The following is a 14,477-nucleotide window of genomic DNA, read 5'->3' on the forward strand; positions in this document are numbered from 1 at the left end:
TGGACGCGAAGGCTAAGCTGCTCTTGATTGCGAGTCAAGAATGGTCCGGCGCGGGAGCAGCAGCGGGCTGGCCAGGATCAGGACGCCGGCGATCGCGATGGCCGTGCGGGCTCCCGTGAAGTGCGCGAGCACGCCCCACAACGCGGACATCGCCGCACAGCCCGCTTTCGTCGTCACCGACCACGCCGACAGCGTGCGGGCGACGAGGTGGGGTGGGATGTGGTTCAAGCGGTGGGTGGCGAACACCGGGGTGAACACGCCCATGCAGAGGACCAGGCCGAACTCGACCACGATGACGACGGCGAGGCCCAGCGGACCCGGGCCGATCAGGGCGAGCCACACCGACCAGCACGCGCGGAGGGTGCCGGCGACCAGGAGCGTCCTGCGGTGCCCGAACCGGGCGGCCAGCGGTCGGGCCAGGCGGGAGCCGAGCAGTCCGCCGGTGCAGGCCGCGCCGAACGCCAGGCCGTACTGGGTCGGGGTGAACCCGAGGTCGGCGAGCATGAGGACGGCCAGCAGCGGCGAGGTGGCGATGATGAGGCCGCTGACCAGGACGGTGTTGGCCAGCAGGGGGCGCAGGGTCGGGTGGGTCAGGATGTGCCGCCAGCCCGCGACCAGGTCCTTGCGGCGTCCTGTCGGTCGGGCGGGCGGGGGTTCCGGGGTGCGGATGGCGCGGATGCCCAGGGCGGACAGGAGGTAACTGGCCGCGTCGACGGCGAGGGTGGTGACCGTTCCCAGCCACGCCACCGCAAGGCCGCCCAGTGGTGGGCCGATGATGCTCGCGGTCCACGTCGTGGCCTCGAACCGGCTGGTCGCGGTGAGCAGGTCTTGCTTGGGCACCAACGTTTTCAGGTGCGCTCCACTGGCCGCTTGGAACGCGTTGTCCGCCACTGCGGTTGCCACTGCTACAACCAGCAGTTGTTGGAAAGTGAGCATGTCGAGCGCGAAGGCGAGCGGGACGCTCATCACGGCGGCACACCGGACGAGGTCCGTCGCGACCATCACCGGACGCTTCCGGCGGAACTCCACCCACGGTCCCAGCGGCACGGCCAGGACCGCACCCACCGCCAGACCGGCCGCCTTGAGCGCGGAAACCTCGCCGGGACCGGCTTCCAACACGAAGATGGCGACCAGAGCGAGTGCGTCGAACGCCAGCCACGTGCCCAGGGCGCTCACCGAGTACGCCGCCCACAACCACCCGAACCCCCGCCCCATGCGTGCGATCCAAGCCGCGCTCGTAGGGCTGCCGCAAACAACCCACGGTCTTTGTTCTACAACTTCTGGTTGTATCGTCGTAGTTGTGGACCTCGAGGCTGTTCGGACGTTCGTCGTTGCCGCCGACGTGGGGCAGTTCCAGGACGCCGCTGCTGAGTTGTCGGTCACGCAGCAGGCCGTGTCGAAGCGGATCGCCGTGCTGGAGAAGGAACTCGGCGTCCGGCTGTTCACCCGCACCCCGCGCGGTGCGGTGCTCACCATCGACGGGCAGGCGTTCCTGCCGCACGCCCGCGACCTGCTGCGCGCGGAGGAGCGGGCGCTGGCGGCGGTCCGGCCGGACCGGAGGGCGCTGCGCGTGGACGTGATCGGCCGCAGCCTCGCCCCCGCCACCCTGGTGCGCGCCTTCCACCGGGCGCACCCGGACACCGAACTGGCCGTCCTGCGCCTGGCCGACCTGGACACGGCGGTGGCGGCGCTCCGGTCCGGCACGATCGACGCGTCCTTCCGACTGCTCGACCGGTCCGTGTCGGACATCGTGGCGACCCCGGTGCTCGACGAGCCCATCCAGCTGCTCACGGGTCCCCGCCACGCGCTCGCCGACCGTCGCGAGGTGAGACCGGAAGAGCTCGCGCCGCACCGGATCTGGATGCCGGGACTCGTCGCCGGCACCGAGTGGGCCGCGCACTACGCCCGGTTCGCCGCCGCGTTCGGCCTCACCATCGACGCGGTCGGTCCGAACTACGGCACGTCGCCGCTGCTGGACGTCGTTGCCGACTCGCCCGACATCGCCACACTCGTCGGCGAGCGGACCAGGCTGCTGTGGCCCGGCGACTACGACCTGCGGCGCATCCCCCTGCACCGGCCGACACCGGTGTACCCGCACTCCCTGCTGCACTTGCGCGACAACCCGCACCCGGCGCTGCGGCTGCTGCGCGAGCACCTGGCGGGCATGCCGTCACCAGGTGGGGACGTCTGGCGTTAGAGGTTGCTGGTGTAGGCGTGCCGGAGCCACGTCAGGGTTTCGTCGTCGATGTCGTCGGCGCTGGAGATGCCGATCCGGACGGTGATGGTGTCGTTCCCGAGGGAGCCCGCGCCTTGCAGGCGGCCCTCCGGTTCGTGCCCGGCCAGGCGCAGGCCCAGGTCGACGCGGGTGCGGGTGGTGGCCTTGACGATCGCGAAGGTGCGGCGGGGCGAGACCAGGGCGACGTAGGTCTTGCGGGCTTGGACGTGCAGCGGGCCGAGGAGGGCGGCTTCGGTGAGCAGGCGGTCCAGGATGGGGCGCAGCTCGGGGCGGTCGGCGTACTGGTGGTCGACCAGGTCGTCGGAGGAGGCGGTCGTGAAGTGGGGGTAGCCGAAGCGCTCCATGACCAGCAGCAGCTGGGCGTAGCCGGTGACGTGCTGGGCGCGCAGCCAGTCGCGCAACTCGGGCTCGGTGGCGACACCGGACTCCAGCACCCGCCGGTTCCACTCCGGCACGCCCTCACCGGTGGTGCGCACGAGCAGGTCGGCGGACCAGTCGACCATCTCGCGCCAGTTCTTCACCTGGACCATGCCGATCATCCTGCCGCGTGATCGCCGCCGCCGCTCGCGATACACCAAGCCCACCCGCACCCGGCAACACGCCCGCAACACCGCCGCCACAGTGCCGCCCGCGCCGGACGCACCGCAAGCCCGCCAGGCGTGGCCTCCGGCCCCCGCTTCGATCATCGCACGCGGGACCGACAGTCCCGGGCGTGGCACCGGCGGAGGAATCCGGCGGAGGCTCGGGCCGGGGTGCGGGTCAGGTGGGCGGCGGCGCGGGTCGGGGTGCGGGTCAGGTGGGCGGCAGCGCGGGTCGGGGTGGGCGGTGCGGGTCAGGGGAGGCGTTGGCCCAGGACCAGGGCGCCGGCTACCGCGAGCAGGGCGGCCAAGGTGCCCAGGACCACCCACGGGCGGCTGGCGTCGGCCTGCTTCTTCTCGTAGCCGATCTGCTCGCCCAGCGTGTCGTACACCCGCCGCAGTTCCTCGGCGCTCGCCGCCTTGAAGAACTCGCCGCCGGACAGCTTGGCGATCTCCTTCATCGAGTCGTCGTCCACCGGCACCTCCTGCCGGCGGCCCTCGATCTCGACCACGCCGTCCTCCGTGCCGAAGGAGATCGTGGAGATCGGGATGCCCGCCTTCTTGGCGTCCTCCGCCGCGTCGAACGCGCGCCGCGTGCCCACGGTCTCCTTGCCGTCGGTCATCAGCACGATGCGGGCCGGAGGTGGGCCGTCCGCGCCGCCGACGACCTTGCCGAAGGAGTCGATCGCCGCGAGGGCCGCCACGATGGCGTCGCCGGTCGCGGTGGCCTGGGCCAGTTTCAGGCCGTCGATGCTCTGGGTCACGGCACCGCGGTCGGTGGTCGGCGCCACCAGGACCGTCGCGCTGCCGGCGAAGGAGATCAGGCCCAGGTTGATGCCCGGCGTCAGCCCCTCCGCGAACGACTTCGCCGCCACCTGCGCCGCCTCCAGCCGCGAGGGCTGGACGTCGGTGGCCTTCATGGACAGGGACGTGTCGATCACCAGCATGACCGTCGCCCGGTTGCGGGGCACCTTCTGCTCCGCGGTCGGGCCGGCCAGCGCCACCGTCAGCAGGAGGAACGCGACCAGCAGCACGGCGGCGGGCGCGTGGCGCCACCAACCCTGCTTGCGCGGCGCGACCTTCTCCAACATGGACAGGTTCGCGAACCGCAGCATCCGCTTGCGCAGCACGCGCTGGATCACCACGTACAGCGCGGCGACGCCGGCCACCGCGATCAGCAGCAGGAACCACCACGGCGCGGTGAAACCCGAGAAGCTCATCAGGCCACCCCTCCCGACCAGCGGCGCTTGCGAGCCACCACGAAGCGCACGGTGTCGGCGATCCAGTCCGAGTCGGTGCGCAGCACCAGGTGCCCGGCGCCCGCCTGGCGCAGCCCGGCCGCCACGCCCGCGCGGTGCTCGGCCGCCGCCGCCGCGAACTCCCGGCGCAGCAACGGCGAGGCCACGACCTCGCGCTGCCGCCCGGACTCCGGGTCGGCCAGGACGACCGTGCCCACCTCGGGCAGGTCGATGTCGCGCGGGTCGACGACCTCGATGGCCACCAGGTCGTGCCGCGCGGACAGGGCGCGCAGCGGGCGCTGCCACTCCGTGCCGCCCAGGAAGTCCGAGATCACCACGACCAGGCCCCGCCGGCGCGGCGGGCGGCGCAACTGCTCGATCAGGTCGGCCAGCGAAGCGCGGGTGCCTTCCGGCGCGCGGGGCGTCTCGGCGACCTTGCGGATCAGGCCGCGCGCGTGCGCCAGACCGCCCCGGGCGGGCACGCGGACGAGCTTCTCGCCGGTGGACACCAGCGCGCCGATCCGGTTGCCGCCGCCCCGGGTCAGGTGCGCGACGGCCGCCGTGGCCGCCACGACCAGGTCGCGCTTCTCGCACACGGCGGTGCCGAAGTCCAGCGACGGGGACAGGTCGATCGCCAGCCACGTCTCCAGCTCGCGGTCGGCGACGGTCTCGCGGATGTGCGGCACGGTGGTGCGCGCGGTCACCGCCCAGTCCATCCGGCGCACGTCGTCGCCGGGCTGGTAGGGCCGGGCCTCGCCGGGCTCGGAACCCGGTCCGGGCACCAGGCCCAGGTGGTTGCCCTGGAGCAGGCCGTCCAGCCGGCGGCGGACCTCCAGCTCCAGGGTGCGCAGCGCGGCCTCCATGCGACCGCCGTGCAGGACGGGCGGCGCCCAGGAGGGCCGCCCCGAGGGCTCTTCGGAGGTCACGGCCTACCCGCGGGCTGCGGCGCCTGCGGACGGGCGGAGACCTGCGGCAGCGGCACGGTCTGGAGCACCCGCGTGATGATGTGGTCCAGCGGCACGCCGTCGGCCAGCGCGTCGTAGGACAGCACGAGCCGGTGCCGCAGCACGTCGGGCACGACGTCCACGATGTCCTGGGGCAGCACGTAGTCCCGGCCGCGGACCAGGGCCAGCGCGCGGGCGGCGGCGATGATGCCCAGCGAGGCGCGCGGCGAGGCGCCGTAGGCGACCCAGCCGGCCACGTCGGTGAGCTGGTGCTCCTTGGGCGCGCGGGTCGCGATGACCAGCCGCACCACGTAGTCCACCAGCGCGTGGTGCACGAACACCTTGGACGCCACGCCCTGCAGGCGGACCAGTTCCTCGGGGCTGAGCACCTGGTGCGGGACGGGCGGTTCGACGCCCATCCGGTAGACGATCTCCCGCTCCTCCTCCGCGGTCGGGTACTCGACCTGGATCTTGAACAGGAAGCGGTCGCGCTGCGCCTCGGGCAGCGGGTAGACGCCCTCGTTCTCGATGGGGTTCTGGGTGGCCAGCACCAGGAACGGGGTGGGCATGGGGAAGGTCTTGCCGCCGATGGACACGTGCCGCTCGGCCATGACCTCCAGCATCGCGCTCTGCACCTTGGCGGGCGCGCGGTTGATCTCGTCGGCGAGCACGAAGTTGGCCACCACGGGGCCGAGTTCGACGTCGAAGCTCTCGCTGCCCTGCCGGTAGATGCGGGTGCCGAGGATGTCGGCGGGCACCAGGTCCGGGGTGAACTGGACGCGCGAGAACGACCCGCCGACGACGGTGGCGAAGGTCTCCACGGCCAGCGTCTTGGCCACGCCGGGCACGCCTTCCAGCAGCAGGTGCCCCTTGGCCAGCAGGCCGACGAGCATGCGCTCGACCAGCCGGTCCTGGCCGACGATCACCCGCTTGACCTCGAACACGGTGCGTTCGAGCAACTGGGCGTCACGAGCCGGCGTGTTGGGCGCCTCGGCGGCGGGCTCGGACAACGGTCCTCCTCGACGGGGTTGTGCGACGGTGCCCAAGTCTTCCCTGTCGGCGGTGTGGCGCTTGTGAAGGGGTCCTAACGCCCGAGATCACCCGGCGTGTCCACGTCACTGGTCTCTTCGGGGGAACCCTTCACTCGAACGGGTTGAAGTGGCCCGACGACCGACCGCATCGACTTGTCCTTGGGGTCCGCGGGCACCGCCGCGCGCAGGTCGGCGGTGCGCCACACCCCGGTCAGCCACTGCTCCCGGCCATCCGCGTCGACCAGCACCGCCGGGGCACCGACGGCCAGCAACCGGGCCACGGTCCCCGCACCCACACCCGGCTGGTCGACGGCCAGCACGACCACGCGCGGTGCCGTGACCAGGGCGAGCCCGGCGGCCAAGCCCGCGACCGGTCCCCCGCCCGGCGGGTCCTCGCGCGTCCACACGACGCCCGGCACGGGTTTCTCCGGTCCGACCACGACGACCCGGCGCGCGCCGCGCACGGCGTCCAGCGCCCGGTCGAGCAGGGTCCGCCCGCCGACCTCGACCGCGGCCTTGTCCACCCCGCCGAGCCTGCTGCCGCGCCCGCCGGCCAGCACCACGGCGTCCCACGCGTCGTCCACGGGAGGATCATCACACCCCGGGTCCAGGTGCCGTCGGGAACGCCGGTTCCCGACGGCACCTCCACCCCCCAGTCCCCCCTGCTTCCTGCGACCCCGCGGCCGAACCACGTGCCCCCCGGTCCGGACCCGGGTCGCGGCGCCGACCCGCCTTCCCCGTCGGGTGCGGCCCCGCGTCGACAGGATGCGCGCAGCGTAGGGCGCGGGCGTGGAACGATCCTTGAATCCGCTGGTAGCGGCGTTGCGAGGGGGTCTGGCGGGCGTGGTCGACGCCGCCCGCGCCGCACTTGGGGAGTGAGCCCGGTCACACCGTTCAACGGTGGGGTCGCGTCGAGGGGTTTCCCGGCCGCAGACGACACTTCGGCAGAAGGGGGCGACGTGCCAGACGGGTTCGACGAGTTCGTCGCCGATCGGCTCGATCGGCTTTTGCGCTACGCCACCGCGATGACGTGCGACAAGCACCTCGCGAGCGACATCGTCCAGGACGTGTTGCTGCGCGCCCGCGGGCGGTGGGAGCGCATCTCCGACATGGACGCGCCCTACCTCTACGTGAAGCGGATGGTGACCAACGAGTACCTCTCGTGGCGCCGCCGTCGGGCCGCGCGGGACGTGACCGCCTCGCACGCCTCGCTGGACGAGGTCGCGCCCCCGGTGGCCGACCACGCCGTGCGACACGCGGAGCGGGACGCCATGCGGCGGCGGATCGCCGTACTGCCGCGCCGGCAACGGGCGGCGCTGGTGATGCGCTACTACGAGGACAGCACGGACGCGGAGATCGCCGCCGTGCTCGGCTGCACGGAGAGCACCGTGCGCAGCCACATTTCACGCGCGCTGAAGACGTTGCGCGTCAACGAGAACACGCCGGTGGAGGTGCTGCGGTGAACGATCGCTTGATCCGGGAGGCCATCGCGGCCGAGGCCGCCGAGGCGCTGGACGCCCGCGAGGTGATGGCCCAACTGCGCAGCCGCCGCGCGCGCCGCCGCCCCGGTCCCCTGCTCGCGGTGGCCGCGCTGACCGCCGCCGCGGCGGCCGTGGCGGTCGTCGTGCCGATGACGGTGTCCCGCGAGGCCGCACCGCCCGGCACCTCGTCCACGGTCGCGACACCGCTCGCACCGCAGAACGTGCTGCTGGTGGGCTTGGACGAGTACGCGCACGCCGACACCGTCGCCCTGGCCAGGGTGACACCGACCGGCGTGGCGGTGGTGTCGCTGCCCCGCGACTCGTGGGTCGAAGTGCCCGGCGAGGGCGCGGAGCGGCTGACCCTGGTCTACACGAAGGGGCAGGAGTCCGGCGGCGTGGCGGGCGGCGCCCAGGCGCTGTCCAAGACCGTGTCGGCGTTGACGGGTGCCCAGATCGACCACTACGCGGTGGTCGAGATGAGCGCGTTCGCCCGACTGGCCGACGCCGTCGGCGGGGTAGAGGTGTGCCTGAACGGGCCGACGAAGGACATCGTCACCGGAGCGGAGTTCCCGGCGGGCCGCCAGGTCCTCTCCGGCGACCGCGCCCTGGACTTCGTGCGCCAACGCTTCGGCCTGGTCAACGGCGACCTGGACCGCGTGCGCCGGCACCAGGCGTTCCTGTCCGGCCTGGGCGCCAAGCTCCTGGACCGGGCGTTCCTGGAGAACACCGCGGGCGTCACGTCGCTGCTGGGCGTGATCAGGTCGAGCGTCCAGACCGACGAGGGCTGGGACCTGCTCGCCTTCGCCCGCGGCCTGACCGCGGGCGTTCCGGTCCGCACGACCACCATCCCGGTCGAGGACGGCGAGGTGGGGAACGCGCGGGTCCTGCGCCCGGCCCCGACCACGCGGCAGTTCGTCGAGACCTTCTTCGCCGACCAGCCGGCCGGCGGGACGTCCTCGGGCACGCCGGCACCGGGCAGCGGACCGTCCTGCGTGGACTGACGGTCGCAGAGGAGGCCCACCACCGCGCCGCAGCCGGCCGGTGGTGGGCCGCGGTTCCTACAGCACGCGCACGGCGTAGGGCATGATGCCGCCGTAGCGGACCGGGGCGACGCGGACGGCCGAGCCGGAGTACGGGGCCTCGACCATCATGCCGTCGCCCAGGTACAGGGCCACGTGCGTGCCGCCGCCCGGCCCCCAGAAGAGCATGTCGCCGCGTTCGGCCTGCGCCAGCGGCACCTTGCGGCCGGAGTTGTACTGGTAGCCGCTGTAGTGCTGGAGGTAGACGCCGGCGCCGGCGAAGGCGTACATCATCAGGCCCGAGCAGTCGAAGCCGACGGTGTAGTAGTCGCCGTACGAGTCGCCCACGCCCCAGTCGCGCACGCCCACGGTCGGGCCGTTGTAGTTGCCGCCGCCCCACGAGTAGCGCACGCCCAGCTGGGACAACGCCCGCGCGATCACCGTCTCCACGTCCCCGCCGCCGCTGGGCGCGGACACCGGGCGGTTGGCCGGAGCGCTGGGCCGGGCGGCGAGCGCGGCCTGGCGGGCGGCTTCCTCCTCCTCGCGGCGCTTGGCCTCGGCCCACTCGTTGTACTGGGCGCGCTGGCCCTCCAGGCTCTGCACCGCGCCCAGCGCCTGGGTCAGCTCGGCCTCGACCCGGCTCTTGTCGCCCTCGATCGCCGCCGCCCGCGCGGCCTGGCCCTGCTGGGCCAGGGCGGCGACCTGGTGGGCGGCGTCGGCGTCGCGCTTGGCCTGCTGCGCCGCGGCCTGCTTCTGGTTGGCCACGTCCAGCGCGGCGCGGGCCGCCGCGTCCTTGTTGGCCTGCTCCGAGCGCGCCCACTCGACGTCGTCCAGGGCGTTGAGGTTGGCGTCGCCGACCGCCTTGAGCAGCTGGTTGCGGGCCAGCAGGTCCTCCGGGCTCGATGCGCCCAGGTACGCCGACAGCGACCCGACCACGCTGCCCTGCTGGTAGCTGGCGGCGGCGAACTCGTCCAGCGCGGTGCGGGCCTCGGCGACCGCGCGGCCCGCCGCGTCGGCCTCGGTGCGGGCGGCGTCGGCGGCCTGCCTGGCCTTGGTCGCCTCGTCCTGCGCGGTCTCCAGGTCGACGCGGGCCTTGTTGGCCAGCTCCATCTTGTAGGCGACGTCGTCGGTGAGCTTCTGCAACTCCGCCTCGGCGGCGGTGAGCTGACCGGTCAGCTCGCCGACCCGGGCGGCCTTGGCGTCGGCTTCGGCCCGACCCGCGCTGATCTGGTCGTCACTGGGGTTGGGCGGCGGTGGTGGCACCGCTGCCGCCACACCGGGGAACAGGACGAGCGCCGCGGCCAGCATGATCACCCACCGAGTCACGACACCCGCCTCCCCACCCCGCTCGGCCGAACCGCGTTCCACCGAATGGCGTGACGCGGACACGTTCCGGAAGCGTGCCACTTCAGCACCAAGGTTTCCAATTGACCCGGCAAGAACTTCAGCCACACGGGTCACAGATGTTTACCGCCGGTATGTGCTAGTTGACCTTCCGGTCGAGGTCGGCCCAGTACGGCTCGCGCAGCTTGAACTTCTGCACCTTGCCGGTCGCGGTGCGCGGGATCGCGTCCCGGAACTCCACCGACGTGGGCGCCTTGTACCCGGCCAGCCGCTGCTTGCAGTGCGCGATCAGCTCGGCCTCGGTGGTCTGCGCGCCCTCGGCCAGGACGACCAGCGCCTTGATCGTTTCACCCCACTTGTCGTGCGGCACCCCGATGACCGCCGCCTCGGCCACGGCGGGGTGGCTGAACAGGGCGTCCTCGACCTCGATGGACGACACGTTCTCCCCGCCGGTGATGATCACGTCCTTCTTGCGGTCGGAGATGGTGAGGTGGCCCTCGTCGTCGAGCGTGCCGCCGTCACCGGTGTGGAACCAGCCGTCCTCGATCGCCTCGGCGGTGGCCTCCGGGTTGTCCCAGTACCCGGCCATGACGTTGTTGGTGCGCGCCATGACCTCGCCGCTCTCGGCGATCCGCAGCCGGACGCCCAACCCCGGCGCGCCCGCCCGCGACAGCTTGCGCGCGCGGTCCTCGGCGGGCAGGTCGTCGTCGCCGGGGCGGGTGCGGTTGAACGTGAGCAGCGGCGAGGTCTCGGTGAGGCCGTAGAGCTGGAGGAATTCCCAACCAAGCTCCTCACCCACGCGGGCGATGGTCCGGCTCGGCGGCGGCGCGCCCGCGCACACGATGCGCACCTTGTCCCGGCCGGGGATCTCCCCGTCCCACGTCTGCGCCGCGTCCAGCACCGCGTTCCACACCGCCGGCGCACCGCACATGAGCGTGACGCCGTGGTCGCGCACGCGGCGCAGGATCTCCGCGCCGTCGACCTTGCGCAGCACCACCTGCGGCACACCCAGGCCCGCGAGGCCGAACGGCATGCCCCAGCCGTTGCAGTGGAACATCGGCAGGACGTGCATGTAGACGTCCCGCTCCCACGCGCGGGTGTGCATGGCGAAGGTGACGGCGTTGAGCCAGATGTTGCGGTGCGTCATCTGGACGCCCTTGGGGCGCGCCGTCGTGCCGGAGGTGTAGTTGATCGTGGCGGTCGCGTCCTCGTCCGGCTCGGCCCACGGGCGGGGCTCGGTGTCGAAGCGCAGCAGCTGTTCGGTCTCCTCCCCGAGGGTGAAGCGGTGGCGGGCGGTGACCTGGTCGAGCTCCAGTTCGGGGTCCACGAGCAGCACCGAGGCCCCGCTGTGCTCGACGATGTAGGACACCTCGTCGGGCCGCAGCCGGAAGTTCACCGGCACGCAGATCCGACCGCTCGCCGGGACGGCGTGCAGCAGCTCCAGCAGACGAGCGGAGTTGTGGCTGACCACGGCGACCCGCTCGCCTTCGCCGACCCCCAACGCGTCCAGCCCCGCCTGCCAGGCGCGGACCCGGTCGGCGAACCGGCGGTAGGTCGTGGTGGGCACGGGCGCGGCGGGCTGGTTCGGCTCGTCGACGGTGGCGGTGGTGTCCGCGTGGACGTGCTCGGCGCGGTAGAGGAAGTCGGCGACTGTGAGGGGTACGCGCATACGCGAGAACCTTATTGACCTGCGTCACACACGGCTACTCACCGGTTCACCACGTGCTCGGGTCGCCCCACGTCCGGACCGGACCGGAGTCCACGACGGGCACCGCCACGAGCGAAGGCAGCACCTCCTCGACCCGCCCGCGCACCAGAGCTGTCGCCATCCGGTCGTAGGGCGTCGGCTCGTCGTTGCAGATCACGACATGAGCGCCGGCCCGGGCAGCCAACCCCACCAGCCCGGCGGCGGGTTCGACCAGGAGAGAAGTGCCGGCCACCAGCATCAGGTCGCAGTCCAGCGCCGCCACCCGGGACACCCGCAGCACGTCGGGGTCCAGCGGCTCGCCGAACACCACGGCCGTGGACTTGAGGACCCCGCCGCACGTGGTGCAGTCCGGGTCCTCCTCCCCCGCCCGCACGCGCGCCAGCGCGTCCGCCATCGAGCCCGGCGTGCCGCAGTCCACGCACAGGGTCCCCAGCATCGACCCGTGCAGCTCGACCACCCCGGACGACCCGGCCCGCTGGTGCAGCCCGTCGACGTTCTGGGTGAGCAGGGTCCGCAGCCGCCCGGCCTGCTCCAGGTCCACCAGCGCCCGGTGGGCCGCGTTGGGCTCGGCCGTCCACATCGGGTGCTCGGCTCGGAACCGCCACGCCGCCCGCCGCACGGACGAGTCGTTCAGGTAGCTCTCCAGGGTGAACTCGCGGCCCAGCTCGGTCCACAGCCCGGACGGTCCGCGGAAGTCGGGGATGCCCGACCCGGTCGACACCCCGGCCCCGGTGAGCACGGTGATCCGCCGCGCCGCGGCCATCGCGTCCCGTGCGTCCATGCACCCACCCTCGCACGCCGCCGGTTTGCGAGCATGGCCCGGTGCGCAGGACGTGGGGTGCGGTGGTCGGGGTTGTCGGCTTGATCACAGGGGTGGCGGGGACGTTCCTGCCGTGGCTGCGGTCGGGGACGGTGGTGCGGAACAGTTACGAGGTGCTCGCGTTCCGTGGTTTCGCCGGGTTGGACGGCACGGCGGGCGAGGTCGTGCGGGGCGTGTGGGTGGCGATCACCCCCTTGGCGGTGTGCTGCGTGGTGCTTTGGGTGCTGCGACTTCACCGGTTCGCCGCATGTGTCGGACTTGTTTTTGGCACGATTGCGGGAACGGTGGCGGCCCTTGCCGCCGTCCAAGGGGGCAACGAGGGAGCACTGGTCGGGATCACCCCGACCGGACCGCTGGTGACCCTCGGTGGTGCGTTGCTGGGGGTCGCGGGTGCGATCACCGTGCTCACCGCGAAATCCCGCACCGTGATCGTGAGTCCAGGAGGAGCACCGTGAGCTACCCAGGTGGCGGCGGAGGCGAATGGCCACCGCAGAACAACCCCTACGGCCAGCCCCAGCCCGGCTTCGGCCAGCAGGGCGGCTACCCGCAGCAGCAGCCGCAGCCCGGTTACGGGCAGCAGCAGCCGGGCGGGTACCCGCAGACCGGTCCGCAGCCCCAGCAGGGCTTCCCGCAGACCGGCCCGCAGGGCTTCCCCCAGCAGGGTTACGGCCAGCAGCCGGGGTACGGCCAGGAGCAGGGGTTCGGCCAGCCGGGGTACGGACAGCAGCCCGGGTTCGGCGGTCCCCAGCAGCCGTACGGGCAGCAGCCCTACGGCTTCGCGGGCGGTGAGCCGCCGAAGAAGAAGCGCACCGGCCTGATCATCACGGCGATCGTGGCCGTGATCGCGCTGGCCGCGGGCACCTTCTTCACGGTGCAGGCGCTGCGCAGCTCGGACGTGGCCGCGGGCTCGGAAAACCCGACCACGGCGGCGAACAACCTGCTCAGCGCGCTGGGCAGCGGTGACGTCCTGGGCATCATGAACGGCCTCGCGCCGGCCGAGGCGAAGCTGAGCAAGGACTACACCGAGGCCACGGTCGACGAGGCCAAGCGGCTGGAGATCCTGAAGAAGGAAGCCGACCCGCAGAAGATCAGCGGTGTCGAGATCAAGAGCGAGGGCATCAAGTTCGACGACGCCGCCGCCGAGAAGGTCAACGACCGCCTGACCATCAACAAGGTGGTCGAGGGCAAGATCACGGTGACGTCGGACGTCAAGAAGATCCCGCTGACCGACAAGCTGGTCGAGGCGCTGGGCGCGAAGCTGGACCAGGAGCCCGAGACCGAGACGCTCGACTTCGCCAAGGAGAAGGAGAAGCGCAAGGGCAAGCCGATCGGCATCGCGACGATCAAGGTCGGCGACGACTGGTACCCGTCGCTGTTCTACACGATCGCCAACGCCTACCTCGAGGACGAGGACCTGAAGTGGCCGGCGCAGGGCATCAAGCCGGCCGGCGCGGACACCCCCGAGGCCGCGGCCAAGCAGATCGTGGAGAAGAGCCTGGCCGGTGACCTGGAGGGCGTCATCGCCCTGCTGCCGCCGGACGAGATGGGCGTCATCCAGGACATCGGCCCGGTGCTGCTGGACGAGGCCGGCAACGTGGGCGACAGCGGCGCCAAGCTGGTGGAGCTCCAGACGGACTCGAAGGACGTCACCGGCGGCAAGCAGCTGACCATCAAGAAGCTGGTGCTCGAGGTCAAGGGCAAGAAGGCCGAGATCAGCCGCGACGGCGACTGCTACACCGCGAAGGCGGCGGACGGCAAGACGCAGAAGATCTGCGCCGACGAGATCGCGCAGCTGGTGGAGCAACAGGGCGGCCGCGACGTGCCGCCGGCGGCCGTGGACGTGATCTCCCGCGTCGGCGCGCAGGTGCTCAAGGACGGCCTGGGCGTGGTGGCGACCGAGGTGGACGGCAAGTGGTACGTCAGCCCGATCCGGACGTACAGCGAGATCGTGCTGACGCTGATGCGCGGCTTGCAGCCGAAGGACATCGACGAGCTGCTCAAGCTGGTCAAGTAGGTCCCTGAACGAGGCCCCCGCTCGGCTCCGGCCGGCGGGGGCTTCGTCGCTGTGTCAACCGCCT

At 72.3% G+C, this 14,477-nt stretch carries 14 protein-coding genes; 5 read left to right on the plus strand and 9 right to left on the minus strand.

Annotated features, from left to right (window positions below; all coding sequences use genetic code 11):
- Nucleotides 1–12: 12 nt before the first annotated feature.
- A complete protein-coding gene (locus tag DFJ66_RS07720; protein WP_121219324.1) occupies nucleotides 13–1,215 on the minus strand; it encodes an MFS transporter in 1,203 nt (400 codons plus the stop codon).
- Between the two features lie 85 nt (nucleotides 1,216–1,300).
- On the opposite strand from DFJ66_RS07720, the gene DFJ66_RS07725 reads away from it, so the two are divergent.
- Nucleotides 1,301–2,197 (plus strand): LysR family transcriptional regulator, encoded by an 897-nt coding sequence (locus DFJ66_RS07725; protein WP_121219326.1) that lies wholly within the window; start codon nucleotides 1,301–1,303, stop codon nucleotides 2,195–2,197.
- On the opposite strand, the gene DFJ66_RS07730 is transcribed toward DFJ66_RS07725, so the two are convergent.
- The 5 genes from DFJ66_RS07730 to mobA form a co-directional block, all read right to left on the minus strand.
- The gene (locus tag DFJ66_RS07730) at nucleotides 2,194–2,766 is read right to left on the minus strand and encodes a DUF5655 domain-containing protein (RefSeq protein WP_121230824.1); all 573 of its coding nucleotides are present in this window, start codon (nucleotides 2,764–2,766) and stop codon (nucleotides 2,194–2,196) included. The two genes, DFJ66_RS07725 and DFJ66_RS07730, sit on opposite strands and share 4 nt — an antisense overlap.
- Nucleotides 2,767–3,068: 302 nt before the next feature.
- Complete coding sequence (locus tag DFJ66_RS07735) at nucleotides 3,069–4,034, minus strand: VWA domain-containing protein (protein WP_121219328.1); 966 nt, start codon at nucleotides 4,032–4,034, stop codon at nucleotides 3,069–3,071.
- Entirely contained in the window at nucleotides 4,034–4,915 is an 882-nt protein-coding gene (locus DFJ66_RS07740) for a DUF58 domain-containing protein (protein ID WP_246030180.1), read from the minus strand. The genes DFJ66_RS07735 and DFJ66_RS07740 overlap by 1 nt, the downstream gene beginning before the upstream one ends.
- Before the next feature lie 59 nt (nucleotides 4,916–4,974).
- Nucleotides 4,975–6,006 carry an AAA family ATPase gene (locus DFJ66_RS07745; RefSeq protein ID WP_121219333.1) on the minus strand — a complete coding sequence of 344 codons (1,032 nt, stop codon included), beginning with the start codon at nucleotides 6,004–6,006 and terminating at the stop codon, nucleotides 4,975–4,977.
- Nucleotides 6,007–6,080: 74 nt separating this feature from the next.
- A complete protein-coding gene (mobA, locus tag DFJ66_RS07750) occupies nucleotides 6,081–6,611 on the minus strand; it encodes a molybdenum cofactor guanylyltransferase (RefSeq protein WP_121219335.1) in 531 nt (176 codons plus the stop codon).
- A gap of 375 nt (nucleotides 6,612–6,986) precedes the next feature.
- Between mobA and DFJ66_RS07755 the strand changes: the two genes are divergently transcribed.
- Together DFJ66_RS07755 and DFJ66_RS07760 are read left to right on the plus strand one after the other, a co-directional pair.
- On the plus strand, nucleotides 6,987–7,490 hold the full coding sequence (locus DFJ66_RS07755) for a SigE family RNA polymerase sigma factor (protein WP_121219337.1): 504 nt from the start codon (nucleotides 6,987–6,989) through the stop codon (nucleotides 7,488–7,490).
- Nucleotides 7,487–8,509, plus strand: coding sequence for an LCP family protein (locus DFJ66_RS07760; RefSeq protein ID WP_121219340.1), 1,023 nt, complete (start codon nucleotides 7,487–7,489; stop codon nucleotides 8,507–8,509). Before DFJ66_RS07755 ends, DFJ66_RS07760 begins: the two co-directional genes overlap by 4 nt.
- Nucleotides 8,510–8,566: 57 nt before the next feature.
- Here the strand turns inward: DFJ66_RS07760 and DFJ66_RS07765 are convergent, their stop codons facing one another.
- From DFJ66_RS07765 to DFJ66_RS07775, 3 genes are all read right to left on the minus strand, one after another.
- Nucleotides 8,567–9,853, minus strand: a complete 1,287-nt coding sequence (locus DFJ66_RS07765; protein WP_246029626.1) for an NlpC/P60 family protein — start codon at nucleotides 9,851–9,853, stop codon at nucleotides 8,567–8,569.
- 157 nt (nucleotides 9,854–10,010) lie between these two features.
- Complete coding sequence (locus DFJ66_RS07770) at nucleotides 10,011–11,540, minus strand: AMP-binding protein (RefSeq protein WP_121219342.1); 1,530 nt, start codon at nucleotides 11,538–11,540, stop codon at nucleotides 10,011–10,013.
- Between the two features lie 46 nt (nucleotides 11,541–11,586).
- Nucleotides 11,587–12,360 carry an SIR2 family NAD-dependent protein deacylase gene (locus DFJ66_RS07775; RefSeq protein WP_121219344.1) on the minus strand — a complete coding sequence of 258 codons (774 nt, stop codon included), beginning with the start codon at nucleotides 12,358–12,360 and terminating at the stop codon, nucleotides 11,587–11,589.
- 41 nt (nucleotides 12,361–12,401) lie between these two features.
- On the opposite strand from DFJ66_RS07775, the gene DFJ66_RS07780 reads away from it, so the two are divergent.
- Both DFJ66_RS07780 and DFJ66_RS07785 read left to right on the plus strand, forming a co-directional pair.
- Nucleotides 12,402–12,854, plus strand: a complete 453-nt coding sequence (locus DFJ66_RS07780; protein WP_147459190.1) for a hypothetical protein — start codon at nucleotides 12,402–12,404, stop codon at nucleotides 12,852–12,854.
- Nucleotides 12,851–14,413 carry a flagellar basal body protein FliL gene (locus DFJ66_RS07785; RefSeq protein ID WP_121219349.1) on the plus strand — a complete coding sequence of 521 codons (1,563 nt, stop codon included), beginning with the start codon at nucleotides 12,851–12,853 and terminating at the stop codon, nucleotides 14,411–14,413. The genes DFJ66_RS07780 and DFJ66_RS07785 overlap by 4 nt, the downstream gene beginning before the upstream one ends.
- The last annotated feature ends 64 nt before the right edge of the window (nucleotides 14,414–14,477 follow it).

Source organism: Saccharothrix variisporea, assembly GCF_003634995.1.
Lineage (GTDB): Bacteria > Actinomycetota > Actinomycetes > Mycobacteriales > Pseudonocardiaceae > Actinosynnema > Actinosynnema variisporeum.

Excerpts from the sequence above, each read along its gene's own strand:
- DFJ66_RS07720 (WP_121219324.1), bottom strand. The coding sequence starts at position 1,215 with ATGGGGCGGGGGTTCGGGTGGTTGTGGGCGGCGTACTCGGTGAGCGCC.
- DFJ66_RS07730 (WP_121230824.1), bottom strand. The coding sequence starts at position 2,766 with ATGGTCCAGGTGAAGAACTGGCGCGAGATGGTCGACTGGTCCGCCGAC.
- DFJ66_RS07735 (WP_121219328.1), bottom strand. The coding sequence starts at position 4,034 with ATGAGCTTCTCGGGTTTCACCGCGCCGTGGTGGTTCCTGCTGCTGATC.
- DFJ66_RS07740 (WP_246030180.1), bottom strand. The coding sequence starts at position 4,915 with ATGGAGGCCGCGCTGCGCACCCTGGAGCTGGAGGTCCGCCGCCGGCTG.
- DFJ66_RS07770 (WP_121219342.1), bottom strand. The coding sequence starts at position 11,540 with ATGCGCGTACCCCTCACAGTCGCCGACTTCCTCTACCGCGCCGAGCAC.
- DFJ66_RS07775 (WP_121219344.1), bottom strand. The coding sequence starts at position 12,360 with ATGGACGCACGGGACGCGATGGCCGCGGCGCGGCGGATCACCGTGCTC.